A 25,337-nucleotide genomic window follows, 5' to 3' on the forward strand; every position below is an offset into this window, starting at 1 on the left:
GCAACGTTCACAAGAACGCGGCTCGTACAAGTCAATGCCTGATGACCATAGCAAGTTGGTCCCACCCCTTCCCATCCCGAACAGGACCGTGAAACAACTCTGCGCCGATGATAGTGCTGCAACCAGTGTGAAAGTAGGTTATCGTCAGGCTAGTTATACCTAAAAACCCCCACCAGCCAGAACGCGCTCAAGATCGCGTTCAGTGCAGGTGGGGGTTTTTTTCGTCTGTACGGCAGTGACAATCGCCTCTACGCAACGCGCTGAACCAATTGCTGTGCAGGCACAGAATTGAGTTGTATCATTAGCTATTGCACCAGATGGCAGGGTGCGGGGTGAAATGTTTAATTGACTAGGGGTGCACTCATGTCTGCAGAAAGAAAATATCGTCTGGTAACACGCAGCGACTTCGACGGGTTGGTGTGCGCTGTACTGCTGAAGCACCTGAATATGATCGACGAAATCCTGTTCGTCCATCCGAAGGACATGCAGGATGGCAAAATCGCCATCAGCGACAACGATATTACGACCAACTTGCCGTACGTCGCCGGCGTCCACATCGCGTTTGACCACCATTTGTCGGAAACCATCCGCAATACCGGCGAGCGCAAGAACCACGTGATCCATCCCGAAGCGCCGTCCGCCGCGCGTGTGGTGTACGACTACTACGGCGGCGAAAAGGCCTTCCCCTTGTCGTGGAACGACATGATGGTGGCGGTGGACAAGGGCGACGCGGCCCGCTTCAACGAGCAGGAAGTGCTCAATCCTGAGGGCTGGGACCTGCTGAACTTCCTGATGGACGCGCGCACCGGCCTGGGCCGCTTCCGCGAGTTCCGCATCTCGAACTACAATCTGATGATGGACCTGATCGACGCCTGCAAGAACCACACGATCGGGCAGATCATGGAAATGCCGGACGTGAAGGAACGCAAGGACCTGTACTTCGAGCACAGCGAAAAGTGCAAGGAGCAGATCCGCCGTTGCGCCACCATCCACAAGAACCTGGTGGTGCTGGACTTGCGCAACGAGGAGGTCATCTTCGCCGGCAACCGTTTCATCATCTATGCGATGTTCCCGCAGACGAATATCTCGATTCACGTGCTGTGGGGTCTGAAGAATCAGAACACGGTGTTCGCCACCGGCAAGTCGATCCTGAACAAGACATCGAAGACCAATATCGGCGCACTGATGCTGGAATACGGTGGCGGGGGACATGAGAACGCCGGCACCTGCCAGGTCGACAACGAACGCTCAGAGGAAGTGCTGGGAGCGTTGATCGCAAGGATCAATTCCGAGGGTTAAACGTAAAAAAGGCGCTCACTGAGCGCCTTTTCTTATTCCGCCTCTTTTTCAGGAAGGGCGACCTGGTTGTCCGTGCTGAACTGGTAATCCTTGAACACGTGTTCCGCGCTGAGCAGCTGGTAATCGCCGTTGGCTTTCTTGTGCGAGGTATCCTTCAGGCGGTAGGTGTAGTGGCCGCAGGTCCAGCAGTTGAAGTTGCGCATGTGGGTGCACAAACAGGTCTTGTCCATCACCACGATGTTCTTCTCGTCCGGATGCGCCGCCACTTCGCGGTTGTACGAGTTGATGTAGGCGCAGTTGCCGGTCGCGTCCAGCAGGTAGCCGTAGGATTCGCAGCCCGGACGGATGCCGGCGCCGATCGCCGGCGTGCTCTTCAGCATGCGCATCGGATAGCCGGTCGGCGAGATGCCGTTGACGATGATGTCTTCTTCCGACGCCTTGAAGTATTCCTGCTTGACCTTGGCCGGCAGGCCGCACTCGTTGGTGACGGTGAAGCGGGTCGCCACCTGCACGCCCGCCGCGCCCGCTTCGAGGAAGCGCACGGCGTCGCTGCCGGTGAAGATGCCGCCGGCCGCGATCAGCGGAATGTCCAGGTTCTCGGCCTTCAGGTAGTCCAGCAATTCCTGCGTGATGGTCATCAGGTCGTATTCGGCCCAGTCCATGCCGAAGCCCAGGTGGCCGCCGGCCAGCGGGCCTTCGACGATGATGTAGTCCGGCAGGCGGTCCAGCTTGGCGTTCTTGCGCAGGAAGATCTGCAGCGCGCGCACCGACGACACGATGATGCCCAGCTTGGCTTCGCGGAAGCGCGGGTGGTCGGCCATCAGCGCGAACGAGCCGAAGTGCAGGCCGGCCGACAGCGTGATGCCGTCGATGCCGGCGTCCAGCGCCGCGTTCAAACGGGTGCGCAGGGTTTCGCGCGGGCCGTTCATGGTCAGCTTTTCCATGCAGTTGACGAAGATCAGGCCCGGGCCTTTCTTCGCGGCCATGGTGGCGCCGATGTGGCGGCGCTGCGCGTCGGCCAGGCGCTCCAGGTCGAACTGCACCACGGACTTGTCCATGTTGTTGATGTTGAACTTGTAGAACTTGGTCTTGTCCTTGACGAAGCTGGTATCGAACTTGCGGTCCGACACATCTTCCACCATCGCGTCGGAGATATGGCCGATGCCGCCCAGGCGGGCCGCCTCCAGCGCCAGTTCCGAAGTCGAAATATCCACACCCATTCCGCCGACCATGATGGGCACATACTCATTTTTGCCAAATCGCAGGCGGAAATCATCAACACGTTTCATTGCTATCCTTAGACTACCGTAGTGGTTGCCGGGACGGAGCCCGGCGCTATGCATGGTGCGGTCGCGCGGTAGTACCCAGCATGGAGCTAGTTTTATTCTACTCCATGTGTACTACAGCATTGTGACGCCTCAAAAACCGGCGCGGAGGGGAGGCCGCAGCGGATCAGTCGCGGAAGTTATTGAATTCCAACGGCATTTCCGGAACATCCTTGCGCAGCATGGCCATTGCCGCCTGCAGGTCGTCGCGCTTGGCGCCGGTGACGCGCACGGCGTCGCCCTGGATGCTGGCTTGCACTTTCATCTTGCTGTCCTTGATGACGCGCACGATCTTCTTGGCGTCGTCGGACTCGATGCCGTTCTTGATCTTGATCACTTGCTTGACCTTGTCGCCGCCGACCTTCTTGATGTCGCCGTCTTCCAGGAAGCGCACGTCGACCTTGCGCTTGGCCAGCTTGTTGGTCAGCACATCGCGCACCTGCTGCAGCTGGAATTCGGAGTCGGCGACGACGGTCAGTTCGTTTTCCTTGTGCTCGACGGAGGCGCCGGTACCCTTGAAGTCAAAACGGGTGGCGATTTCTTTCTGAGATTGCTCGACGGCATTCTTCACTTCGATCATATCGGCTTCGGAGACTACATCAAACGACGGCATAACTATTTCCTTTTCGTGTGGCATGCAACATGCGTCAAACCCGCTGCATCAAAGACTGACATTTTAACGGACAACCGGCTCCGTGCCGCCATATCGGCGGTGGTTTTTTACTTGTTTGGCTCTATAATCGATGAAATTTCCTGGTTTTCCCCTTCATGCATCCACAGTCCCTCATCCAGCATCAGTTCCCACTGCAGTCCCTCAACACTTTCGGCATCGCCGCGACCGCGCGCGCGTATTTGCGCGTGACGGAAACAGAGCAGTTGCTCGGCGTTTTGTCAGATCCCGTATGGGCCGCTTCGCCGCGGCTGGTGCTGGGGGGCGGCAGCAATCTGCTGCTGACCGGCGACTTCAACGGGCTGGTTTTGCACATCGCATTGCTGGGCCGCGAGATCGTCGGCGGGGACGAGCGCTGCCACTATGTGCGCGCGGCAGCCGGCGAGAACTGGCACGAATTCGTGCAGTGGACGCTGGATCAGGGCTTGGGCGGGCTGGAGAATCTGTCGCTGATCCCCGGCACCGTCGGTGCGGCGCCGATCCAGAACATCGGCGCCTACGGCCTGGAGACCAAGGACGTGTTTCACAGCGTGACGGTGTTCGATCCGGCCAGCGGCACGACGCGCGCGATGGATGCGGCGGCCTGCCGCTTCGCCTATCGCGACAGCGTGTTCAAGCAGGACGGCGGCCGTCAGCTGATCATACTCGACGTGACCTTTGCGCTGCCGAAGCAGTGGCAGCCGAACCTGCGTTATGCGGAACTGGCGCAGGCGGTGGCGGAGCAGGGCATTGCTGAACCGACCGCGCGCCAGGTGGCCGACACGGTGATCGCGATCCGCCGCCGCAAGCTGCCCGATCCGGCGGTGATCGGCAATGCCGGCAGCTTCTTCAAGAATCCGGTGGTGACGGGCGCGCAGTGCGCGGCGTTGCTGGAACGGTTCCCGGCGCTGGTGCACCATCTGCAGCCGGACGGCACGGAGAAGCTGGCGGCCGGATGGCTGATCGATCAATGCGGATGGAAGGGGCGCAGCCTGGGCGCGGCGGGCGTGTACCCGAAGCAGGCGCTGGTGCTGGTGAATAACGGCGGTGCGAGCGGCGCCGACGTTGTGGCGCTGGCCAAGGCGATCCAGGCCGACGTGCAGGCGCGCTATGGCGTGCTGCTGGAACCGGAGCCGGTGTTTATCTAAGAATCGAGGTCAGAAACGGCGGGGTCAGTTCCGGCAATCTGCCACGCGTGGCAGATTGCCGGAACTGACCCCGCCGTTTTTTAGCCGAAGTGGCAGACGTAATCGACTGTCTCGACGGTCTCGATGTCGAAGCTCGAATTGCCGGGCACGTCGAATTGCTGGCCGGCCGCGTAGGTCTGCCAGTCGCTGGCGCCGGCCTGGCGCACCTTGCACATGCCGCCGATGATTTCCATCTTTTCCGGCGCGCCGGTGTTGAAGGTCAGGCTGGACGGGAAGATTACGCCGACGCTTTTCTTGCTGCCGTCCGCGAAGATCACATTGTGCGAGACGCATTTACCGTCGAAGTAGATGTTCGATTTCTTGACGACGCTGACTTGATCAAATTGAGCACTCATGCTGCTGTTTTTCCTTGGTTCGATGGGGGGATGCCAGGCATGTCGGCCGCGTTCACCACGCGGTTACGGCCGCCGCGCTTGGCGGCATACAACGCCTGGTCGGCTTGCTGGATCAGCTCCTCGAAACTGGAGGACGCCGACGGCACCACGCTGGCCACGCCGATCGACATGGTGACGGTGGAGAACTCGGTGTCCGCTTGCGGGTTTTCGATGGCTAGCTGTTCCAGGTGGCGGCGGCATGACTCGGCCACGATCAGTGCCCCGGTCAGTGGTGTCTCCGGCAGGATAATGGCGAATTCCTCGCCGCCGTAGCGCGCGGCCAGGTCGGCCGGGCGCTTTAAATGTTCGGTCAATACGGCAGCCACCTTTTTCAGGCACAAATCGCCCGCCAGGTGGCCGAAGCTGTCGTTGTACAGCTTGAAAAAGTCGACGTCGCACATCAGCAGCGTCAAGGGCTTCTGGTCGCGCTGTCCGCGCTGCCATTCGATGCGCATGGTGTCGTCGAAGCGGCGGCGGTTGGCGATGCCGGTCAGGCCGTCGAGCGCGGCCAGCTTTTGCAGTTCGATGTTGGCGTCGGCCAGCTGCTTCTGGCTCTCGCGCAGGAAGCGGAAGGCCTGGTCGCGCTGCAAACGGCTGATGTGGGCGCCCGAGTGGTAGCGGATGCGCGCCAGCAGTTCCAGCTTGTCCGGCAGCTTGACCATGTAGTCGTTGGCGCCGGTGGCGAAGCTGTGCGCCTTCAGTTTCGGGTCCTCCTTGGCCGACAGCACGATCACCGGCACATGGCGCAGCGCCTCCTCCTCGCGATACAGCTTGATCACGCCGAAGCCGTCGATCGACGGCATCACCAGGTCCTGCAGGATCACCGTCGGCTGCAGCTGCAGCGCGGTCGACAAGGCCAGCGTGGCGTCGGTCACGTAATGGAACTCGATATCGGATTGATCGCTCAGCATGCGGCGCACCGCCTCGACGATGATCAGCTGATCGTCCACCAGCAGCACGCGGACTTTGAAAATAGTCAGCGACTGTTCTGGATCGGCTGCGATTACAAGTGCTTCGGACATCTGTGTTCTCTTTGAATATGAACCCGGGCGTTCTGGCGCAGGACGTGCAAATCGGGCGGGCGTTCTGGGTTCAGGAACGTCCGCCTAGGGTGCCGCGCAAGACCGGCCCGATCTTCGCCAGCGGTAAAATCATCTGCGCCGCTTCCAGCTCGGCGGCGGCGCGCGGCATGCCGTAGACGGCGCTGCTGGCCTGGTCCTGGGCGATGGTGGCGTGGCCGGCGCGGCGCATGGCCAGCAGGCCCTCTGCGCCGTCACGGCCCATGCCGGTCAACAGCACGCCGACCGCCTCGCCCTTCCAGTGCTGCGCCACACAGTGGAAAAACACGTCGACCGAGGGACGGTAGGCATAGTCCTTCGGGTTGGCATCGTAACGCAAGCGATGGTTTTGATCCAGCGTTAAGTGGTCGTTGCTCTTGGCGATCAGGACGGTGCCGGCCACCAGCTCGTCGCCTTCCTCTGCGGCGCGCACCGGCATTTCCAGCTGCTCGCCCAGCCAGCGGGCGAAGTTGTCGGCGAAATGGCGGTCGATATGCTGCACCACCACCACGGCGCAGCCGCGCGGCGGCTTCCAGCCGGCCAGCATCTTGGACACCGCCACCGGGCCGCCGGTGGACGCGCCGATCGCCAGCAGCGACGTGACGCGCTCCGGACCGCCCGGCGCATCGAGCACGACGCCATTGCCGCTGCCGTTGGCGGCCGCCGTTTTCGGCAGCATCGCCTGGTTGCCGCCGCTGTGCCGTATCAGCTTGTCCATGGTGCGGATCTTGGCCAGCAGTTCGATGTCGCCGCCAGGCTGGCCTTGCAGCACCGGCGTGGCCGTCACGTCCAGCGCGCCGGCGCCCAGCGCGCGGAACACCTGGTTGACGTTGTCCTGCGGCCGGCCGGTCACCACCAGGATGGCGCACGGGCTTTGCTCCATGATCACGCGGGTCGCCTCGACGCCGTCCATCTCCGGCATGTTCAGGTCCATCAGGATCAGGTCCGGGCGGTTCTCGGCGCACATGCGCACCGCTTCCACGCCGGTACGGGCGATCCACAGCACCTGGTGCTCGGCGGTGCTGGCGACCACGCGCCGCAGCGCTTCGGCTGCCATGGCGACATCGTTGGCGATGGCGATCTTCATCTGTGGGCGTCCCCAATCAAATCGTTGACGGCGTCGAGCAGCGTCTCGTCGTGGAAACTGCCCTTGGTCAGGTAATAGTCGGCGCCGGCCGACAGCCCGCGGGCGCGGTCTTCCGGTCGATCTTTGTAAGAGACTATCATGACTGGCAGTTTATGCAGGTGAATGTCCTTTTTGATCAGTGTGACCAGCTCGATGCCGTCCATGCGCGGCATGTCGACGTCGGTGATCACCAGGTCGTAGTCGCCGCTGCGCACCACGTTCCAGCCGTCGATGCCGTCGATGGCGATATCGACCAGGAAGCCCCGGCCGAGCAGCAGCTTGCGCTCCATCTCGCGCACCGTGAGCGAATCGTCGACCACCAGGATGCGCTTGGTCTTACGGCGCTCGGCCTGGTCGGACTTGGCCAGCTGGTGCAGCCCGCCTTCGTGCAGCAGCTTGTCGATCGACAGCAGCAGGTCCGGCACGTCCAGGATCAGCACCGGCTCGCCGTCGTCGAGCAGGGCGGCCGACGAGATGTCGCGCATCTTGCCGAAGATCGGATCGATGGCCTGCACCGCCAGGCTTTGCTCGCCGCGTATGGCGTCCACCACCAGCGCGTAGCGACGCGCGCCGCTGCCGACCACCACCACCGACAGCTCGTCGCTGATGGCGCCGGTCTCGCCCAGTTCCAGCACCTGCGCGGCCGACACCAGGCCGAGATGCTCGCCGTTGAAATCGAAGAACTGCTTGTTTTCCAGCGTGTGGATGGCCGACTGCGGCACCTTGATCACGCGTTCCACCTGCACGATGGGTACGGCGTAGGCCTCGCCCTTGACGTCGGTCACCAGCGCGCGCACGATCGATTGCGTCAACGGCAGCGTGATGTAGGCGCGGAAGCCCGCGCCCAGCTCGGATTCGATGCGCACCGTGCCGTTTTGCGCGCGTATGGTTTCATGCACGATGTCCAGGCCGACGCCGCGCCCGGAAATCTCGGTGGTGCTTTCCTTCAGGCTGAAGGCGGGCAGGAACAGGAACTCTAGCAGCTCGGCCGGCGACAGCGAGGCCGCCATCTGCGGGCTGGCCATCTTGCGCTCGACCACGCGGAGGCGGATTTTTTCCAGGTCCACGCCGCGGCCGTCGTCGCTGATTTCGATGCTGAGCATGCCGGCGCGGTGTTTCGCTTCGAGCACGATGGTGCCGCTCTCCGGCTTGCCGGCGGCCAGGCGCTCGGACGGCGGCTCCATGCCGTGATCGACGGCGTTGCGCAGCATGTGGTTGAGCGGACTTTCGATCCTGGCCAGGATGTCGCGGTCGACCAGCGTATCCTCGCCGACGATCCGTAGCCGCACGTCCTTGCCCATGCCGCGGGCGAGGTCGCGCACCATGCGCGGGAAGGCCTGCACGCCGTCGCGGAAGGGGCGCATGCGCAGCGTCAGCACTTCATCCACCATGCCTTGCGAGACGGCCAGCAGGCGGCGCTCGTAGGCTTCGATGTCGGCGATGTGCTCCAGCACGAACTGCTTGAGCGGATGGCTCTTCTGCAGCGCCAGCAGGGATTTCTCTTTCAAACTGGCGTCGCTGCCGTTGGAGATCGCCTCGTGCAGCTGCTCGATCAGCGAGAACAGGCTGCTCTGGCTGCGCTTGAAGCGCTGCATATCCTGGATGAAGGGATGCATCTGGTGCGCGTTGATGCGCGATTCGCTGGCCAGCGACAGCAGCTTGTCGAAGTTCTGCGCATGCTTCATGGCGGGCAGGCGCGAGGCGGTCGCCGGCGCATCGTCGGGCACGGGCGTGGGGATGGCTGTCCGCGGCGGCGGCTCCGTTTCCGCCTGCTGGCTGACCGGCTCCGGCAGGAAAGCGATGGTGGCGATGGAGTCGAGCGTACGCGTGATCTGGCCGCCGTTGGCTGCCAGCCAGGCCTCGACGCCGCTGTCCTGCAGGCGCGACGCCTGCAGGATCAGGTCGACGCCGGCAAGCAGCACGTCCACCCGATTCGGCGTCAGCGCCAGCTTGCCATGCTGGGCGGCGATGAAGGCGTCCTCCATGCCGTGCGCCAGCTGCACCACCACTTCCAGGCCGACGATGGCGGCGGCGCCCTTGATCGAGTGCGCCGCGCGCATCATCGATTCGACGGCGCTGGCGTCGCCCTTGATGCGCTCCATGGCCAGCAGGCCTTCCGTCAGGATCTGGGTCTGGCTGTCCGCCTCCATGCGGAACAGGTCCAGCATGGAGAACTGGCTCAGGTCTCCTCCGCCCTGGTTGTCGTTATCCTGGCTCATCGCAGTGTTCTCGCAAGTTGGTAGCCGATCAGCGCCGCATCGAGCACGCCGATGTGCATGTCCTCGTGCGCTATCACGCCCGTCAGGAAGCGCGACAGCCCTTTGTTGATGGTGGCGGCCGGCGCGTGCACCGTGCCGGAGGCGTAGCGCAGGATGCCGTGCAGGTCGGCCACCGGCAGCGCATAGGCCTGGTTCTCCCATTGCGTCAGCAGCAGGCGGGCAAAGGTATGCCGGTTGGTGGCCGCCTCGCCCTGGGTTTCGTCGATGTCCAGCAGCGCCGCCAGCGACATGCACGGATACAGCGTGCCGCCGACATTGACGATGCCCCCCAGCCCGCGCGCCGCGCGGTGCGGCAGGCGGTGCGGCTTGGCCGTCGGCGCCACCGAGACGAACATCGTGGTGGGCAGCGACAGCCATTCGCGGCCGATGCGGAATACCAGGCAGGAGGCGTCGAGCAGCTCGGTGTCGGTGGCGGCCTGGCGGAAGTGCGCGGCCCAGTCCTTCCTGTAGTCCTCGCCGACGGTGCGCTGCAGGTTGCGCTGGGCCGCCGCCGCATACACATCGCAATTGCGGCAGTGGACGAACTGCTTGAGCTTTTCGCAGCTTTGGTCGCCGACCACGCCGATGCGGTTCCAGCAGTCGTCGATGTCGGCGACGGCGATGGGAGGGAGTGTAGTCGTCATGAGTGGGCGCCTTTACGATGCCTGCTGGCGTTTGTAGATGCGCGCGGCGCGCGCCTTCAGCGCGGTTGCGGTGGCCGGGTCGTTGTTGCTGTCGGCCAGCAGGGCCAGGTGGCACAGCGCCTCGTAGTGATCCGGTTGCAGATAGATGCAGCGCTTCCAGTAGTCTTCCGCGAGCTGGTGCCTGTTCGTCAATTCGTTCACCAGGCCGAGGATGAAATACGCTTCGGCGGAATCCGGCACCTGCGCCAGATGGTCGCGGCATCTGGTTTCGGCTTGCTTCAGCTGGCCCAGGTCCGCCAGCTTGCGCGCTTCGGCCAGCAGGTCGATGGCGATTGCCGGCGCCGGCAAGGTGGCCTGGACCGGTACCGGCTGCGGCCGGGCGACGCTGCGCCGGGCCGTCGTCGGCGGCGGCGTGCGCGGAGCCCGCATCGGCGCGGCGCCGGCCGCCTGCCTGGCGGCGGCTCTTGCGGCCGGTGCGGACGGCAGCGCCTCTTTCTTCAGGCCGAATGCCTGCGGATACTGCAGCGGCATGAAGCCGAACTGGCAGAACGAGGGTACCTCGGCGTAGCCGGCAAACAGCACGCCGCCATCCGTCAGCAGGGCTTCCAGCTGGGCGATCGCGGCCCTGGTGGTCGGCTTGTCGAAGTAGATCAGCAGATTGCGGCAAAAGATCACGTCGTAATAGCCGCGCCGCGCGCTCACATCGAAGTCCAGCAGGTTGCCCTGCCTGAAGCGCACCTGCCTGCGGATGGCGGCGGAGATCCGGTACTCCTCGTCGCCGATGCCGGTGAAGTGGTGGTCACGGAAGCCCAGGTCCTGGCTGCGGAAGGCATTGCGTCCGTAGACGCCGTCGGTGGCGCGCGCCACGCAGGCAGGGCTGATGTCCAGCGCGTCGATGAAGTAGCTGCCGTGCGGGATACCTGCGTCGCTCAGCACAATCGCCAGCGTGTACGGTTCCTCGCCGCCGGCGCAGGGAACGGACAGGATGCGCACCGTGCGGCCGGCGTCGGCGTCCAATCGCGCGCGGACGAATTCAGCGGTCGCCTGGAAGGCCTGCGGATCGCGGTAAAACCATGATTCCGGCACCACCACCAGCTCGACCAGCGCCGTCAGCTCCTCCGGCGTCATCCGCTCCAGGTAGTCGTCCTCGTTGGCCGCGGCCAGCAGCTCCATGCGGCTGCGGATGGCGCGTTCGGCCGCCGACTTCGATACGCTCAAGCCGGTGGCGCCGTGCAGCATGGCCTGGACGGGTGTCATGGCTGGAACAGCAGCGCGCGCAGCGACGCCGGCAGCAGTTGTTCAAGTTCGACCAGCTGCAGCATGCCGCGCCCATCGCTGGCGACTTGGCCGAGGAAGGGCGCCGCCTGCACGCCGCTGCTGGCCAGCTGCGCCTCGTCCACGTCCTGCACGCCCAGCACGCGCTCGGCGCGCAAGCCGAGCAGGTGGCTGCTGTCCTGCGGCGCTTCCGGCGGGCGATAGTTCACCACGATGATGCGGGTGTCGAAATGATCGGCCGCCGCCGGCAGCCCGCTGGCGCGGCACAGATCGATCACCGGCACCGACTGGCCGTGAAAATCCATCAGGCCCGCGACGGCGTCCGGCGCCAGCGGCAGATGCTTGAGTTCCAGCTGCGGCACGACGCGCACCACATCGCGCAGGCGCAGGCCATAGCGGTCGGCGCCGATGTGGAAGATCAGCAGCTTCATCGTCCGCCCGCCTAGGCCGCGACGGCGAAGTTGGCGACGCTGGTCTGCAAACCGCCCGCCGCGTACTGCAGCTGGTGCACCGCCTCGCTGGTGGCCTTGAGCGACTCGACGGTCTGCTGGGTGGCGTCGTTGAGCTGTATCATGGTTTCCGAAATCTGCTGCGCGCCCACCGCCTGCGACTGCATCCCCTGCAGCACGGCGTCGAACTGCGGCGCCAGTTTCTGCACCTGGTCCATCACGCCGGACAACTGGTCCGTCACCTGGCGCACCTCGCCGACGCTGCGGCGTATCTCCTCGGAGAATTTGTCCATGCCCATCACGCTGGCCGACACCGCCGACTGCATCTCCTTGAGCATCTGCTCGATGTCCCAGGTGGACACCGAGGTCTGGTCGGCCAGGCGTCGGATCTCGGTGGCCACCACCGAGAAGCCGCGTCCGGCCTCGCCGGCCTTCTCGGCCTCGATGGCGGCGTTGAGCGAGAGGATGTTGGTCTGGTCGGCCACCTTGGTGATGGTGATCAGCACGCTGTTGATGTTGGAGGCCTTCTCCGACAAGGCGGCCAGCTTGGCGTTGATCGAGTCGGTGGCCGAGACCATGTGCTGCATGGTGCTGTCCATGCGCTTGAGGTTGTTCTGGGCGTCGGCGGTGGCGCTGGTGGTGTAGTCGGCGACGGCGGTGGCGTCTTCCATGGTCTTGAGCAGCTGCGCCGTGTTGGCGGAGATTTCCTTGGTGGTGCTGAGGATCTCGACGCTGGTCTGCGCCTGCTCGATGCCGGTGGCCTCCTGCTGCTTGGCCGAGGCGGCGATTTCGGTGGCCGAGGTGGTGACCGAGATGCCGGCCTTCTGCACATTGTTGAGCAGCGCGCGCAGGTTCTCGAACATGCGGTCCAGGCCATGGGCCAGCTGGCCGATGGCGTCGCTGCCGGCCACCTCGATCCTGCCGGTCAGGTCGCCGGCGGCCGCCTTCGAAACCACGGCCAGCAGCGAGTCGACCTTGGACTTGAGCAGGTTGGTGGCCGCCAGTTCGTTGGCCTGGCTGTCCTGGATCGCCTGCGCCATGCGGTTGAATTCCGTCGTCACCTGGCCCAGCTCATCGGCCGACAGTACGGTCGCGCGCGCCGACTGCACGCCGCTGGCGATGCGGCCGACGGCGTGGGTCAGGTTGTTCAATGGCGTCAGCAGCGACCGTGCCAGCAGCCACGCCACCACCGCCGACAACACGATACATGCCAGGCCGCCGGCCGACAGCAGCAGGCGCATGGTTTCCTGCAATTGGGCGGACGCCTCCGTGCGCCGGGCCAGCAACCGGCGTTCGTCGTCGGTCGCATCGGTCATGAGTTTGTAGATATCGGTGATGGCCGTGTTTCCGGTGGCCAGCGATCCGGTATGACCCATGGCGTCGGCGGCGCCGGGCTTGTCCCCCAGGTCCTGGCGTATTTTCAGCTGCGATTCGATGACGTCCTTGGCCCATACGTCGATCATGCTTTCCAGCTTCTTGAAGCGGGCGACCTGTTCCGGGTTGTCGGAGGCCAGTTTTTGCAGCTGCTGGAGGGAGCCGGGCAGGTCCGCCAATTCCTTGTGGGTGCGGGTAAAGCGCTCGGGCGCGCCGGTCAGGTAATAACCGCGCGCCTCCACCTGTACTTGCAGCAGGTCGTTGCGCAGGGTGTCGATGGACTGCAGCACATCCATCGTGTGCCTGTCCCAGGCATTGGCGTCGGACAGGCTGTTGAACCGGTTGTAGGCGATCGACAGCAGCACCAGGATGATGGCCAGGATGGCGCCAAAACTCAGGTACAGCCTCTTCTTGATGCTCAGGTCTTTAAACATTTTTTTCTCCAGTGGCCGCGGTTCACGCGGCACGGTTCACATAACATTGTCCCACGCTCAGGCGGCCACGGCAAAGTTGGCGACACTGGTTTGCAAATTGCCCGCAGCGTACTGCAGCTGGTGCACCGCCTCGCTGGTGGCCTTGAGCGACTCGACGGTCTGCTGGGTGGCGTCGTTGAGCTGTATCATGGTTTCCGAAATCTGCTGCGCGCCCACCGCCTGCGACTGCATCCCCTGCAGCACGGCGTCGAACTGCGGCGCCAGTTTCTGCACCTGGTCCATTACGCCGGACAACTGGTCCGTCACCTGGCGCACCTCGCCGACGCTGCGGCGTATCTCCTCGGAGAATTTGTCCATGCCCATCACGCTGGCCGACACCGCCGACTGCATCTCCTTGAGCATCTGCTCGATGTCCCAGGTGGACACCGAGGTCTGGTCGGCCAGGCGGCGGATCTCGGTGGCCACCACCGAGAAGCCGCGTCCGGCCTCGCCGGCCTTCTCGGCCTCGATGGCGGCGTTGAGCGAGAGGATGTTGGTCTGGTCGGCTACCTTGGTGATGGTGATCAGCACGCTGTTGATGTTGGAGGCCTTCTCCGACAAGGCGGCCAGCTTGGCGTTGATCGAGTCGGTGGCCGAGACCATGTGCTGCATGGTGCTGTCCATGCGCTTGAGGTTGTTCTGGGCGTCGGCGGTGGCGCTGGTGGTGTAGTCGGCGACGGCGGTGGCGTCCTCCATGGTCTTGAGCAGCTGCGCCGTGTTGGCGGAGATTTCCTTGGTGGTGCTGAGGATCTCGACGCTGGTCTGCGCCTGCTCGATGCCGGTGGCCTCCTGCTGCTTGGCCGAGGCGGCGATTTCGGTGGCCGAGGTGGTGACCGAGATGCCGGCCTTCTGCACATTGTTGAGCAGCGCGCGCAGGTTCTCGAACATGCGGTCCAGGCCATGGGCCAGCTGGCCGATGGCGTCGCTGCCGGCCACCTCGATCCTGCCGGTCAGGTCGCCGGCGGCCGCCTTCGAGACCACGGCCAGCAGCGAGTCGACCTTGGACTTGAGCAGGTTGGTGGCCGCCAGTTCGTTGGCCTGGCTGTCCTGGATCGCCTGCGCCATGCGGTTGAATTCCATCGTCACCTGGCCCAGCTCGTCGCCCGACACGACGGCCGCGCGGGCGTCCTGCTGGCCTGCGGCGATCTTGCCGACGGCTTCCATCAGGCTGCCCACCGGGTACATGATGGCGCGCAGCAGGGCCAGTCCGATCAGCACCGCCAGCGCCACGCACACCACGCCGCCGATGCCGAGTACCAGCGTCATGGTGTGCTGCAGTGCCGACGAGGTGCGCGCACGCAGCTCGAGCAGGCGGTTTTCCTCGGCGGTGGCTTCGTCGATCAGGGCGCGGATGGCGGCCATGCTGCGGGAGCCGGAGCGCAGTTCGGCGCCGTGTCCCAACTGGTCGGCCGCACCGGCGCTTTGGCCCAGCGCCCGGCGCTTCTCGATCAGCGGGTGGTAGACCTGCGTGAGCCAGTCCTTGACCAGTGCCTGCAACTTGAGCAGGCGTTCCTGCTGCGCCGGATTGTCCGAGGTGAGTGCCTGCAGCTTGGCGAGACGGCTTGCCAGGTCTGCTTCGGCGTCGGCGCTGGCCGCGAGCAGCTTGTCGTCGCCGCTGAGCAGATAGCCGCGTTCCGCCGACTGCAGTTCCAGCACAGCGATCGAACTGCGGTCCGCCTCGCGCAGCACTTCCAGCGTGTGCTTGTCCCATTGGCTGGCATCGGACAGCTTGCTGAAATTGACATAGGCGACAGTCAACAGAACCAGGATGATGGCGACGATGGCGCCGAAACCGATAGCGAGTTTTGTCTTGATACTCAGGTTTTCCAGCATATGCGCTCCACTCCGATCAGACTGTGGGAGCAATGTATCATTTTGTCGCCCGCAGTGGAGGACAAAAAAAAGGCCGCTCATCGAGCGGCCTTGCTGGTCATGCCTGATATGGCTTACTGGCCGCGCTTCAGGCGCGCGTTGGCGGCGATGCGCATGCGCAGCGCGTTCAGCTTGATGAAGCCGCCGGCGTCGGCCTGGTTGTAGGCGCCGCCGTCCTCGTCGAAGGTGGCGATGTTCATATCAAACAGGGAGTCGGTCTTCGAATCGCGCGAGACGACGATCACGTTACCCTTGTACAGCTTGACGCGCACCCAGCCGTTGACGGTGGCCTGGGTGTGGTCGATCAGGGTCTGGATCGCGACGCGCTCCGGCGCCCACCAGTAGCCGTTGTAGATCATCGACGCGTAGCGCGGCATCAGGTCGTCCTTCAGGTGGGCCACTTCGCGGTCCAGCGTGATCGATTCGATGGCGCGGTGCGCCTTCAGCATGATGGTGCCGCCAGGGGTTTCGTAGCAGCCGCGCGACTTCATGCCGACGTAGCGGTTCTCGACCAGGTCGAGGCGGCCGATGCCATGCTTGCCGCCCAGGCGATTGAGTTCGGTCAGCACGGTGGCCGGCGACATGCGCACGCCGTTCAGCGCGACGATGTCGCCTTTTTCGTATTCGATGTCCAGGTACTCGGCCTGGTCCGGCGCCGCCTCGGGGCTGACGCTCCAGCGCCACATGGTTTCCTCGGCTTCGGCGCTCGGGTTTTCCAGGTGCCGGCCTTCGAAGGAGATGTGCAGCAGGTTGGCGTCCATCGAGTACGGTGCGCCGCCGTTCTTGTGCTTCATGTCGATTTCGATGCCGGCGTCTTCCGCGTACTTCAGCAGTTTTTCGCGCGACAGCAGATCCCATTCGCGCCACGGGGCGATGATTTTCACGCCCGGCTTGAGCGCGTACGCGCCCAGTTCGAAGCGCACCTGGTCGTTGCCCTTGCCGGTGGCGCCGTGCGAGATGGCGTCGGCGCCGGTCTCGTTGGCGATCTCGATCAGGCGCTTGGCGATCAGCGGACGCGCGATCGAGGTGCCCAGCAGGTATTCGCCTTCGTACACGGTGTTGGCGCGGAACATGGGGAACACGAAGTCGCGCACGAATTCCTCGCGCACGTCGTCGATGTAGATGTTCTCGGGCTTGATGCCGAACTTGATCGCCTTGGCGCGCGCCGGTTCCAGCTCTTCGCCCTGGCCCAGGTCGGCGGTGAAGGTGACGATCTCGCACTGGTAGTTATCCTGCAGCCATTTGAGGATGACGGAGGTATCGAGGCCGCCCGAGTAGGCGAGGACTACTTTTTTAATATCGCTCATGCTAGTTCCAATTGGTGGTGTATGTTGCTTGGTTAGTTGTTTTCTATGCGGCCGATCAGCAGGTATTCGAGCAGGGCCTTCTGGATGTGCAAACGGTTTTCCGCTTCATCCCAGACCACCGACTGCGGGCCGTCGATGACGTCGGCCGAGACTTCCTCGCCGCGGTGCGCCGGCAGGCAGTGCATGAACAGCGCGTCCGGCGCGGCGCGCGACATCTTGGCGCTGTCGACGATCCAGCCGTCGAAAGCCTTCAGGCGCGCGGCGTTTTCCTCTTCGTAGCCCATGCTGGTCCAGACGTCGGTGTTGACCAGGTGCGCGCCCTCGCAGGCGTCGGACGGGTTCTCGAAGAAGGTGTAGCGGTCGGTCGAGACCAGCGACATGTCCATGTCGTAGCCCTTCGGCGTCGACACGTTGACGTGGAAGCCGAACACCTCGGCCGCCTGCAGCCACGAATACAGCATGTTGTTGGCGTCGCCGACCCAGGCCACGGTCTTGCCGGTGATCGGGCCGCGGTGCTCGTAGTAGGTGAAGATGTCGGCGAACACCTGGCATGGATGGTGTTCGTTGGTCAGGCCGTTAATCACCGGCACGCGCGAATTGGCGGCGAAACGCTCGATGATGTCCTGGCCGAAGGTGCGCACCATGATGATGTCGCACATGCGGCTCATCACCTGGCCGGCGTCTTCCACCGGCTCGCCGCGGCCCAGCTGCGAATCGCGCGTGTTCAGGTAGATCGCCGCGCCGCCCAGCTGGTGCATGCCGGCCTCGAACGACAGGCGGGTGCGGGTCGAGTTCTTCTCGAACACCATGACCAGCGTGCGGTCGATCAGCGGGTGATAGATCTCGTAGTTCTTGAATTTTCGCTTGATCAGGTGCGCGCGTTCGATGACGTACTCGTATTCGGCCAGCGTGAAGTCGGAAAACTGCAGGTAATGCTTGATCGGTTTTTGAATAGACATAGTGACAACTGACAGGTGAGCGGGCCTGGGGCGAGGTGCCTGGCCGGCTTAGCCGAACAATTATAAAGGCAATTCGGTGGATAGGGCTAATTGCCGTGGTTTATGCTGTCTAGACAGGTTGTCGTGCTCAGTTGTAGATCTGCGTGGCCGCCGCGATCTGGTGCTCGGGCGCCGTCAGAGGGAGATCGAGGGTAAAGACGGTGCCGTCGCGCGAGCTGTGGACGCTGATATGGCCGCCCAGTAGCGAAGTGACAATGTTGTAGCTGATCGACAGTCCCAGCCCGCTGCCGCCCTGACCGAGCTTGGTGGTGAAGAAGGGATCGAAGATGCGCGACATGTGCTCGGGCGCGATGCCGCCGCCGTTGTCGCCGAAGGTGACGACCACGCGGTTGTCGGCCGGCAGGGCCGCGCGCAGCCACATGGTGCCGCTGCGGTCGCGCCCGAACGCGTGCAGCAGCGCGTTGTTGATGAAATTGGCGATCACCTGGCCGAACGGGCCGGGATAGCTGTCCATCGAGATCAGCTCCGGCACGTCGATCTCGATGCGGTGGTTGGCGGCGCGCACGCGGTTCATCATCGTCGCGATCACTTCGTGCGACACCTGCTGCAGCTGGAACACGCGGCGCTGCTCGGTGGTGCGGTCGACGGCCACCTGCTTGAAGCTGTTGACCAGGTCGGCCGCGCTGGTCAGGCCGCGCATCACCAGCTCGTGCGCCTTGCGGGCGTCGGCCAGGTAGCCGGCCAGTTCCGAGCGGCGCAGCCCGGGGCCGTTGACCTGCGCCTCCAGCTCCTCGGTTTTCTGCGCCAGCGTGCTGGCGATCAGCAGGCTGTTGCCGATCGGCGTATTCAGTTCGTGCGCCACGCCGGCCATCAGCGATCCCAGCGCCGCCAGCTTTTCCTGCGACACCAGCTGGGTTTGCGCGTCCTGCAGCTGGCGGTAGGCGTCGGCGTTGTCGAGCGCGATGGCGCCGTAGGCGCACAGCGTGCGGAAGATCAGCCGTTCGCGCTCGCCGTAGGCGCGCGCGTGCCTGGCCTGCACCGTCATCACGCCCAGCGCCCGTTCGCCCACCAGCAGCGGCACATACAGCGCGCTGACCATCAGCTGGCTGCCCGGCGCCAGGAAGATGTCGTCCGGCCCGGCCTCCTTGACATAGATCTCGCGCCGTTCGCGCAGGCAGCGGGCCGAGTTGGCGCGCGGGTTGTCGACGGCGATGGTGTTGGCCGGCAGCGCGCGGCCGTTCTCGATGCCGAAGGCGCGGCTGACGGTGTCGCCGCCGGCGTCGCACAGGTAGATGGCGAAGGTGTCGGCCGCCAGCAGCGCCTGCACGTGGCGGTTCAGCGCCTGGAACACGGCGCCGGCGTCGAGGTGGATGGTGATCTCCTGGCCGATCGCCGACAGGCGCTCCAGCGTGGCGCTGGTCTGCTGCAGGATTTCCGCGCGGTGCGCCTCGGACGCGGCCAGCTCGCGGTGGTGCATGCCCTCGGCGCGCGCGTGCTCGGTCTGGTGGTGCACCTGCATGGCGATGGCGCGGTTGGTGGCTTCCTGGCTGTGGATCTTTTCGCGCGCGGCGGCGGCGGCCTGCGCCGACTGGTAAGCCTTGGCGTAGTCGCCGGCCTGCGCGTACTCGCGTCCCAGCGCGTCGTGCAGGTCGCCGGGCAGCGTGTAGCCGTTGATGCCGGAGGCCACTTCCAGCGCCTGGTGCAGGTAGTGCAGCGTGGCGTTTTGCTCGGTCATGCCGGCCGGCGGCGGCAGCGGATGGCGGCGGTGGATCTCGGACAGCACGCGCAGCGCCGCCACGTGGTTGACCAGGTTGGACTGCCCGGCCGCCAGCTCGACGGCGTGGTGGGCCATCTGCAGCGCTTCCTGCGGCCGCTCCAGATAGCACAGCGCGTGGGCCTGGCCGCGCCGCGCGATCGACTGGAAGTCGGCCTGCTGCAGCGCGTCGGCGCGCTGCTCCATGCGGCGGAAGGCGTCCAGCGCGGCGCCGTAGTCGTTCTTGTCCAGCGCCAGGTCGCCCAGGTAGGACAGCGCGTTGGCGTAGCTGCGCGCGCCCGACAGCGGCGTCAGGATCTGCAGCGCTTCTTGCAGCAGTTCCTCGGTGGCGTCGAGGCGGCCCAGGCGGCGCATGGTGTCGGCCGTGTGCATCAGGCAGGCGCCGATGCTGCGCGGCCAGCCGGTCGGGCGCGCCAGGTCCAGCGCGCTTTGCATCCATTCCAGCGCCGAGTGGTGGTCGTTGAGGATGGTGAAATTCAGGCCGATGTTGATGGCGGCGGTGATGGCCACGCGCAGCTGGCCGGTCTCGAGCGCCGTTTCATAGCAATGGATGTAGTAGCGCGCGGCGCCGCCGTAGTCGCTGTGCTGGCTGGCGGCCAGGCCGTGGTAGTCGTAGATCCAGGCCGAGACGGCGGGGTGGTGCGACTGCGGATCGGCGGCGAAGCGCTGGCCCCAGCGGCGCTCGGCGGCGGGCAGGTCGTGCAGCACCGCCCAGCGGGCGTTGGCGGCGTCGGCCACGGCGATGCGCTGGTCGTCGCCGACCTGGCCGGCGGCCGAGGCCATCAGTTCCAGTTCATCCTCGCCGCGGCGGTGCTCGCCGCGGTCGATGGCGATCCAGGCGCGCAGCCAGTGGGCGTCGGCGCAGCCCTGGTGGTCGCCCAGCGAGCACAGTTGTTGGTAAGCCTGTTCGACGATGCAGGCGGCGGCGTCCAGCTCGCCGGCCAGCCAGCGCGCCTCGCCGTGGACCAGTTGCAGCCGCGCGGCGATCAGTTGCATCTCGTCGGGCCCCAGCGCGGTGGCCGGCAGCAGCTGCAGGCCTTCGCTGGCCAGTTCGACGGCGCGGCCGGTGTCGCGCTGGCGCAGGTGCCAGGCCAGCGGCACCAGCAGCGGCAGCCGCGCCGGGCCGCGCAAGGGCAGCAGGGCCGCTTCCCATTGCGCTACTTCGTCGTCGACAGCAAACATGTCCATCGGTAATCCTTGGGCGGAAATTGCCTTGAGGAATTATAGTCTGCAAATGCAGATTGCGCTTAGGCTATGACAATTGTTTTTTTTAAAATAGGGTCTGGGACGATTCGTGCAGCAGCTGGCCGTACAGCGTATGCCGCATTTTAGCGATTTTGCCCTCGGCCACGGCCGCCAGGATCGCGCATTGCGGCTCGATCAGGTGGCGGCAGTTGTAGTACTTGCAATGGCCGAGGTAGGGCTCGAAATCGACGAAGGCGCGCTCCAGCATGCCCTCGCTCAAATGGTAGAGGCCGAATTCCTGGAAGCCGGGCGAGTCGATGATCGACGAGCCGGGCCCCAGCTCCGGCAACTGGTACAGCCGGGTGAAGGTGGTGGTGTGCTTGCCGGTGTCGAGCGCGGCGGAGATCTCGCGCACGGCGATGTCGGCGTCCGGCACCAGCAGGTTGATCAGCGAGGACTTGCCCATGCCCGACTGGCCGATCAGGATCGACGACTGGCCTGCCAGCAGCGGCCCGAGGATGGCCAGCGCCTCGTCCGGCCGCGCCTTGGCCGACACCTCGTGCACCGGGTAGCCCAGCGAGGCGTACGGCTGCAGGCGCTCGCGGGTGCGTTCCAGCGACGCGGTGACGTCGGTCTTGTTGAGGATCAGGCGCGCGGTGATGCCGGCCGCCTCGGCCGCCACCAGCGAGCGCGACACCAGGTCGTCGGCGAAGCCGGGTTCGGTGGCGACGACGATGAACAGCTGCGTCAGGTTGGCCGCCAGCAGCTTGGACTTGTACTGGTCCGAGCGGTACAGCAGCGTCTTGCGTTCGGCGATCTTGTCGATCACGCCCTGGTCGGCCGAGGTCAGGGTGACGTGCACCAGGTCGCCGACGGCGACGTTGGTCTTCTTGCCGCGCGTGACGCACTGCAGTTTGACGCCGTCGGCCTCGGCCAGGTAATGGCGGCCGTGGGCGGCGATGATGGTGGCGGTCAGCTGCTGGGGCTTGCTCATGCCTTCACCGCCGCCGAATGGAACAGCACGCCGGCCTTGGCGGCGCAGATGAAGTCGTTGTCCGACAGCCCGCCCTGGCCTTTGTTGACCGAATGGGTGTCGTAGCGGACGACGCAGGTTTTATAGGTCACGGTCATTTCCGGGTGATGGTCTTCGGCGTGGCTCAGGTAAGCCAGCGCGTTGACGAAGGCCATGGTGCGATAGTAGTTGTTGAAGCCGAAGGTGCGGACCAGCTTGCCATCCTCCAGCGACCAGCCCGGCACCAGCGCCAGCAGGCGCGCGGCTTCGGCGGCGTCCAGCGCGTCCCTGGCCGGACGGCAGTTGCGGTTCAGCAGGTCGGCGGCGGTGGCGATGGGCGTACTCATGCTGCCGCCGCGTGCAGGTGACGGATGCGCACGCTCGCCGGCGGGTGCGTATCGTAGAAGGCCGAGTGCAGCGGGTCCGGCGTCAGGGTCGAGGCGTTGTCCTCGTACATCTTGACCAGCGCCGACACCAGGTCGCGCGCGTCGGTGTGCTGGGCGGCGAAGGCGTCGGCCTCGAATTCGTGCTTGCGCGAGCTGATCGAGGTCAGCGGGCCGAACAGGAAGGTGAACACCGGCAGGGTCAGCATGAACAGCAGCAGCACCATGGCGTCGTTGCCCTGGCCGGGCAGTAGCAGCGGGTCGACGCCCAGGCCGGTGTAGAACCACAGCTGGTTCTTCAGGTAGCCCAGCAGCGCCAGGAAGCCCAGCGACAGCGCGAACATCATGGCGATGCGCTTGATGATGTGCTTGAGCTTGAAGTGGCCCAGCTCGTGCGCCAGCACCGCCTCGATTTCCTGCGGCTGCAGGCGCGACAGCAGGGTATCGAAGAACACGATGCGCTTGTTGGCGCCGAAGCCGGAGAAGTAGGCGTTGCCGTGGGCGCTGCGCTTGGAGCCGTCCATGACGAACAAGCCCTTGGAGGCGAAGCCGACGCGCGCCATCAAGCCTTCTATGCGGGTTTTCAGCGACTGGTCTTCCAGCGGCGTGAACTTGTTGAACAGCGGCGCGATCACGGTCGGGAACAGCACCATCATCAGCAGCTGGAAGCCGCTCCACACCAGCCAGGCGTACAGCCACCACAGGTTGCCCGATTTTTCCATCAGGGTCAGCATCACCCACACCAGCGGCAGGCCGATGGCGGCGCCCAGCAGCATGCCCTTGACCATGTCGCCGAAGAACAGGCCCTTGCTCATCTTGTTAAAACCGAAACGCTGCTCGAGGCCGAACTGCTTGTAATAGTCGAATGGCAGGTCGATGGCGCCGGAGATGGCGGCAAACGCGGCCAGCAGGGCCAGCTGGTAGACCATGCCGGCGCCGGTCAGCTTGAAAATCTCCAGCGACAGCCACTGCAGGCCGCCCAGCAGCGTGAATCCGATCAGGACCACGGTATTGACCAGCAGCGTGACCAGGCCGAACTTGGTGCGGGCCACGGTGTAGTCGGCGGCCTTCTGGTGGGCGGCCAGGGGGATGCGCTCGGCGAATTCGGCCGGCACGGCGCTGCGGTGCGCCAGCACATGGCGGATATGGCGCGAGGCGAGCCAGAAGCGCACGATCAGCGTCAAAATGATGAAAGAAACAAACAAAATCGAAAACGCGAGTGAATACATTCTATGCCTGTGAGAAAATGGCGGATTCGGATAAACAATGGGCTCCACCCGAGCCAAGAGAGAATTATGTCACAAGCTACTGATTTGCCTGAAGGTTCCGCACCGGCGGCGACCGCCCCGCGCCAGAATGAGTTCAACCTGGTGTGGGTGGACATGGAGATGACCGGCCTGGAGCCGGACACCGACCGCATCATCGAGGTGGCCGTGGTGGTCACCGACATGCACCTGAACGTGCTGGCCGAGGGCCCGGTGTTCGCGATCCACCAGAGCGACGAGACGCTGGACAAGATGGACGCCTGGAACAAGGGCACGCACGGCCGCTCGGGCCTGGTCGACCGCGTCAAGGCGTCGACGGTGACCGAGGCCGAGGCGGAAGAGGAGCTGATCAAGTTCATGAAGCTGTGGGTGCCAAAGGGCAAAGCGCCGATGTGCGGCAACACCATCGGCCAGGACCGCCGCTTCATGGTGCGCTACATGCCGAAGCTGGAAGCCTATTTCCACTACCGGAACATCGACGTCTCCACGCTCAAGGAACTGTGCAAGCGCTGGAAGCCGGAAATCGTCGGCGGCTTCAAGAAGCACCAGAAGCATACGGCGATGGCCGACATCATCGAATCGATCGATGAGCTGAAATACTACCGCGAGCATTTCATCAAGCTGTAATTGAAATCGCAGCTGCGACAACGCCGGCCGAGTCCGGCGGTTTTTTCGTCGCCTATCCCATGAAGCCGAGGTCCTTCAGTCCGAAGTTGCCCAGTTCGTTCTTGAAGACCTGGGTTTCCAGCATGTCCGCATCGGCACCGAACCAGCGGCCCAGGGTGGCGCCGTATTGTTGGTTGGAGAACTGCGGTATCCACGCGCCGCGCCCGGTGGCGTCGTCCTTGCCGCCCAGCGTGAAGTCGGGGAACTGGCCGTAGACGCCGCCCTTGACCGCCGCCCCGACCACCAGGTGGTGATTGCCCCATGCATGGTCGGTGCCGCCGCTGTTCGGCTGCAGGGTGCGGCCGAATTCGGACATCGTGAAACTGGTCACCTGCTGCTCGGCGCGGATCTCCGCCAGCGCCAGCTGGAACGCGGCCAGCGCCTGCGACACCTGGCGCAGCATGTCGAACTGCTGGTAGGCCTGGCCGCCGTGCGTGTCGAAGCCGCCTTGCGAGACGAAGTACACCTGCCGTCCCGGCCCTTGCGGCGCGCGGATGCGTATCAGCTGCGCCACCGTCTTCAGCTGCTGCCCGAGCGAGGTGCCGGGGAACACGGTCGCCAGCGGCGCGCCGGTATTGGCGGCCTTCAGGTTGGTCACCAGGTCCATGCCGTTCAGCAGCGCCTTGTTGGCGGCGTCGGCGATCAGGTTGGGATGTTGCGCCGACAGGATCTGCACCAGCGCGGCGCGGCGCGCGTCGGCTTCCTTCTGCGGCCAGAAGTTCATGCCGGCCAGGTCCAGTTGCCCGTTGCCCGGCAGCAGATTGCCGTGGGTGCTGGCGCCTTCGACAAACAGGCCGCCGGCGCCGACCGAGATCGCGTCCAGGTGGCCGCCGGTGCCCAGCACGTCCACCAGCCGTCCGCCCCAGCCGGTGGCGGCGGAGGACGGCGTGCCGGCCTGGTTCTGGATGGTCTGGTCGGGATGCGAGAACAGCTGCGACGGCACGGCGGTGCCAGCCAGGTACTGCGCCTTGCTCAGCGGCTGGCGCAGGCTGCCGACGTTGAGGATGGCGGCGACCTGGCCCTGGCCGTACAGCGCGTCCAGTTCCGGCATGCCGTAGTGGAAGCCGAATGCCTGCGTGACCGGATTGGCCGTGGCCTGCAAGGTTGCGCTGCGTGGCGCCAGCAGCGTCTTGGCGGCGGTCGACAGCGCCAGGCCGTGACTGCCGCGTATCGCGTTGTATTGCGCGTAGCGGGTGCTGTCGAGCGGCACGATCATGTTGTTGCCGTCGTTGCCGCCGAACAGATACAGGCAGACCAGCGCCTTGTAGTCGGTGACGGCGGCGCGGGCCGGCGCGGCGATGCCCATCAGGCCCATCGCGGACAGCGCGCCCAGCGCGCCGGTTTGTGCGCCGGTGCCGAGGAAGCGGCGGCGGGAGGTGGAGTGCTTGCTCATGTTGTTCCT

21 protein-coding genes and 1 rRNA gene are annotated in these 25,337 nt (G+C 64.8%); 4 read left to right on the forward strand and 18 right to left on the reverse strand.

Features of this window, described 5'->3' with window-relative positions:
• Positions 1-37 precede the first annotated feature (37 nt).
• Positions 38-150: ribosomal RNA gene (gene rrf / locus ACSQ3S_RS10240) — 5S ribosomal RNA — on the forward strand.
• A 213-nt stretch (positions 151-363) separates the two neighbouring features.
• Complete coding sequence (locus ACSQ3S_RS10245) at positions 364-1,299, forward strand: exopolyphosphatase (protein ID WP_436142295.1); 936 nt, start codon at positions 364-366, stop codon at positions 1,297-1,299.
• Between the two features lie 32 nt (positions 1,300-1,331).
• Here ACSQ3S_RS10245 and ACSQ3S_RS10250 read toward each other — a convergent pair whose 3' ends face one another.
• Together ACSQ3S_RS10250 and ACSQ3S_RS10255 are read right to left on the reverse strand one after the other, a co-directional pair.
• Positions 1,332-2,588, reverse strand: a complete 1,257-nt coding sequence (locus ACSQ3S_RS10250) for a nitronate monooxygenase (protein WP_176653513.1) — start codon at positions 2,586-2,588, stop codon at positions 1,332-1,334.
• A gap of 163 nt (positions 2,589-2,751) precedes the next feature.
• The gene (locus ACSQ3S_RS10255; RefSeq protein ID WP_176653514.1) at positions 2,752-3,237 is read right to left on the reverse strand and encodes a YajQ family cyclic di-GMP-binding protein; all 486 of its coding nucleotides are present in this window, start codon (positions 3,235-3,237) and stop codon (positions 2,752-2,754) included.
• Positions 3,238-3,392: 155 nt separating this feature from the next.
• Here ACSQ3S_RS10255 and murB point away from each other — a divergent pair, with 155 nt between their 5' ends.
• A complete protein-coding gene (gene murB, locus ACSQ3S_RS10260) occupies positions 3,393-4,421 on the forward strand; it encodes a UDP-N-acetylmuramate dehydrogenase (RefSeq protein WP_413449680.1) in 1,029 nt (342 codons plus the stop codon).
• A gap of 80 nt (positions 4,422-4,501) precedes the next feature.
• On the opposite strand, the gene ACSQ3S_RS10265 is transcribed toward murB, so the two are convergent.
• The 15 genes from ACSQ3S_RS10265 to ACSQ3S_RS10335 all read right to left on the reverse strand — a co-directional run bounded on the left by ACSQ3S_RS10265 (position 4,502) and on the right by ACSQ3S_RS10335 (position 23,233).
• On the reverse strand, positions 4,502-4,816 hold the full coding sequence (locus ACSQ3S_RS10265; RefSeq protein ID WP_436142296.1) for a pyrimidine/purine nucleoside phosphorylase: 315 nt from the start codon (positions 4,814-4,816) through the stop codon (positions 4,502-4,504).
• Positions 4,813-5,877, reverse strand: a complete 1,065-nt coding sequence (locus ACSQ3S_RS10270) for a GGDEF domain-containing response regulator (protein ID WP_353405558.1) — start codon at positions 5,875-5,877, stop codon at positions 4,813-4,815. Before ACSQ3S_RS10270 ends, ACSQ3S_RS10265 begins: the two co-directional genes overlap by 4 nt.
• A gap of 70 nt (positions 5,878-5,947) precedes the next feature.
• On the reverse strand, positions 5,948-7,000 hold the full coding sequence (gene cheB, locus ACSQ3S_RS10275; RefSeq protein ID WP_353405557.1) for a chemotaxis-specific protein-glutamate methyltransferase CheB: 1,053 nt from the start codon (positions 6,998-7,000) through the stop codon (positions 5,948-5,950).
• A complete protein-coding gene (locus ACSQ3S_RS10280; RefSeq protein WP_436142297.1) occupies positions 6,997-9,258 on the reverse strand; it encodes a hybrid sensor histidine kinase/response regulator in 2,262 nt (753 codons plus the stop codon). The genes cheB and ACSQ3S_RS10280 overlap by 4 nt, the downstream gene beginning before the upstream one ends.
• Complete coding sequence (locus tag ACSQ3S_RS10285; protein ID WP_436142298.1) at positions 9,255-9,941, reverse strand: chemotaxis protein CheW; 687 nt, start codon at positions 9,939-9,941, stop codon at positions 9,255-9,257. The genes ACSQ3S_RS10280 and ACSQ3S_RS10285 overlap by 4 nt, the downstream gene beginning before the upstream one ends.
• A gap of 12 nt (positions 9,942-9,953) precedes the next feature.
• On the reverse strand, positions 9,954-11,198 hold the full coding sequence (locus tag ACSQ3S_RS10290) for a CheR family methyltransferase (RefSeq protein ID WP_436142299.1): 1,245 nt from the start codon (positions 11,196-11,198) through the stop codon (positions 9,954-9,956).
• Complete coding sequence (locus ACSQ3S_RS10295; RefSeq protein WP_436142300.1) at positions 11,195-11,647, reverse strand: chemotaxis protein CheW; 453 nt, start codon at positions 11,645-11,647, stop codon at positions 11,195-11,197. The genes ACSQ3S_RS10290 and ACSQ3S_RS10295 overlap by 4 nt, the downstream gene beginning before the upstream one ends.
• An 11-nt stretch (positions 11,648-11,658) precedes the next feature.
• A complete protein-coding gene (locus ACSQ3S_RS10300) occupies positions 11,659-13,473 on the reverse strand; it encodes a methyl-accepting chemotaxis protein (RefSeq protein WP_436142301.1) in 1,815 nt (604 codons plus the stop codon).
• A 57-nt stretch (positions 13,474-13,530) separates the two neighbouring features.
• Complete coding sequence (locus tag ACSQ3S_RS10305) at positions 13,531-15,345, reverse strand: methyl-accepting chemotaxis protein (RefSeq protein ID WP_436142302.1); 1,815 nt, start codon at positions 15,343-15,345, stop codon at positions 13,531-13,533.
• Between the two features lie 113 nt (positions 15,346-15,458).
• Positions 15,459-16,691 (reverse strand): argininosuccinate synthase, encoded by a 1,233-nt coding sequence (locus ACSQ3S_RS10310; RefSeq protein WP_176653525.1) that lies wholly within the window; start codon positions 16,689-16,691, stop codon positions 15,459-15,461.
• Between the two features lie 32 nt (positions 16,692-16,723).
• Complete coding sequence (gene argF / locus ACSQ3S_RS10315) at positions 16,724-17,650, reverse strand: ornithine carbamoyltransferase (protein ID WP_176653526.1); 927 nt, start codon at positions 17,648-17,650, stop codon at positions 16,724-16,726.
• A gap of 127 nt (positions 17,651-17,777) precedes the next feature.
• Positions 17,778-20,612, reverse strand: coding sequence for an ATP-binding protein (locus tag ACSQ3S_RS10320; RefSeq protein WP_436142303.1), 2,835 nt, complete (start codon positions 20,610-20,612; stop codon positions 17,778-17,780).
• Between the two features lie 82 nt (positions 20,613-20,694).
• Complete coding sequence (rsgA, locus tag ACSQ3S_RS10325; RefSeq protein ID WP_436142304.1) at positions 20,695-21,603, reverse strand: ribosome small subunit-dependent GTPase A; 909 nt, start codon at positions 21,601-21,603, stop codon at positions 20,695-20,697.
• Positions 21,600-21,968 (reverse strand): 4a-hydroxytetrahydrobiopterin dehydratase, encoded by a 369-nt coding sequence (locus tag ACSQ3S_RS10330; protein WP_436142305.1) that lies wholly within the window; start codon positions 21,966-21,968, stop codon positions 21,600-21,602. Before ACSQ3S_RS10330 ends, rsgA begins: the two co-directional genes overlap by 4 nt.
• Positions 21,965-23,233, reverse strand: coding sequence for a M48 family metallopeptidase (locus ACSQ3S_RS10335; protein WP_353405550.1), 1,269 nt, complete (start codon positions 23,231-23,233; stop codon positions 21,965-21,967). The genes ACSQ3S_RS10330 and ACSQ3S_RS10335 overlap by 4 nt, the downstream gene beginning before the upstream one ends.
• Before the next feature lie 66 nt (positions 23,234-23,299).
• Here ACSQ3S_RS10335 and orn point away from each other — a divergent pair, with 66 nt between their 5' ends.
• On the forward strand, positions 23,300-23,896 hold the full coding sequence (orn, locus tag ACSQ3S_RS10340; protein ID WP_176653531.1) for an oligoribonuclease: 597 nt from the start codon (positions 23,300-23,302) through the stop codon (positions 23,894-23,896).
• Between the two features lie 52 nt (positions 23,897-23,948).
• On the opposite strand, the gene ACSQ3S_RS10345 is transcribed toward orn, so the two are convergent.
• On the reverse strand, positions 23,949-25,328 hold the full coding sequence (locus ACSQ3S_RS10345; RefSeq protein ID WP_436142306.1) for a DUF1501 domain-containing protein: 1,380 nt from the start codon (positions 25,326-25,328) through the stop codon (positions 23,949-23,951).
• Positions 25,329-25,337 lie beyond the last annotated feature (9 nt).

The organism is Duganella sp. LjRoot269 (genome assembly GCF_964254095.1).
In the GTDB taxonomy this organism is placed as follows: Bacteria; Pseudomonadota; Gammaproteobacteria; order Burkholderiales; family Burkholderiaceae_D; genus Rugamonas; species Rugamonas hordei.

Coding starts and splice junctions, on each gene's coding strand:
- ACSQ3S_RS10245 (WP_436142295.1), top strand. CDS start 364: ATGTCTGCAGAAAGAAAATATCGTCTGGTAACACGCAGCGACTTCGAC.
- ACSQ3S_RS10250 (WP_176653513.1), bottom strand. CDS start 2,588: ATGAAACGTGTTGATGATTTCCGCCTGCGATTTGGCAAAAATGAGTAT.
- ACSQ3S_RS10255 (WP_176653514.1), bottom strand. CDS start 3,237: ATGCCGTCGTTTGATGTAGTCTCCGAAGCCGATATGATCGAAGTGAAG.
- murB (WP_413449680.1), top strand. CDS start 3,393: ATGCATCCACAGTCCCTCATCCAGCATCAGTTCCCACTGCAGTCCCTC.
- ACSQ3S_RS10265 (WP_436142296.1), bottom strand. CDS start 4,816: ATGAGTGCTCAATTTGATCAAGTCAGCGTCGTCAAGAAATCGAACATC.
- ACSQ3S_RS10270 (WP_353405558.1), bottom strand. CDS start 5,877: ATGTCCGAAGCACTTGTAATCGCAGCCGATCCAGAACAGTCGCTGACT.
- cheB (WP_353405557.1), bottom strand. CDS start 7,000: ATGAAGATCGCCATCGCCAACGATGTCGCCATGGCAGCCGAAGCGCTG.
- ACSQ3S_RS10280 (WP_436142297.1), bottom strand. CDS start 9,258: ATGAGCCAGGATAACGACAACCAGGGCGGAGGAGACCTGAGCCAGTTC.
- ACSQ3S_RS10285 (WP_436142298.1), bottom strand. CDS start 9,941: ATGACGACTACACTCCCTCCCATCGCCGTCGCCGACATCGACGACTGC.
- ACSQ3S_RS10290 (WP_436142299.1), bottom strand. CDS start 11,198: ATGACACCCGTCCAGGCCATGCTGCACGGCGCCACCGGCTTGAGCGTA.
- ACSQ3S_RS10295 (WP_436142300.1), bottom strand. CDS start 11,647: ATGAAGCTGCTGATCTTCCACATCGGCGCCGACCGCTATGGCCTGCGC.
- ACSQ3S_RS10300 (WP_436142301.1), bottom strand. CDS start 13,473: ATGTTTAAAGACCTGAGCATCAAGAAGAGGCTGTACCTGAGTTTTGGC.
- ACSQ3S_RS10305 (WP_436142302.1), bottom strand. CDS start 15,345: ATGCTGGAAAACCTGAGTATCAAGACAAAACTCGCTATCGGTTTCGGC.
- ACSQ3S_RS10310 (WP_176653525.1), bottom strand. CDS start 16,691: ATGAGCGATATTAAAAAAGTAGTCCTCGCCTACTCGGGCGGCCTCGAT.
- argF (WP_176653526.1), bottom strand. CDS start 17,650: ATGTCTATTCAAAAACCGATCAAGCATTACCTGCAGTTTTCCGACTTC.
- ACSQ3S_RS10320 (WP_436142303.1), bottom strand. CDS start 20,612: ATGGACATGTTTGCTGTCGACGACGAAGTAGCGCAATGGGAAGCGGCC.
- rsgA (WP_436142304.1), bottom strand. CDS start 21,603: ATGAGCAAGCCCCAGCAGCTGACCGCCACCATCATCGCCGCCCACGGC.
- ACSQ3S_RS10330 (WP_436142305.1), bottom strand. CDS start 21,968: ATGAGTACGCCCATCGCCACCGCCGCCGACCTGCTGAACCGCAACTGC.
- ACSQ3S_RS10335 (WP_353405550.1), bottom strand. CDS start 23,233: ATGTATTCACTCGCGTTTTCGATTTTGTTTGTTTCTTTCATCATTTTG.
- orn (WP_176653531.1), top strand. CDS start 23,300: ATGTCACAAGCTACTGATTTGCCTGAAGGTTCCGCACCGGCGGCGACC.
- ACSQ3S_RS10345 (WP_436142306.1), bottom strand. CDS start 25,328: ATGAGCAAGCACTCCACCTCCCGCCGCCGCTTCCTCGGCACCGGCGCA.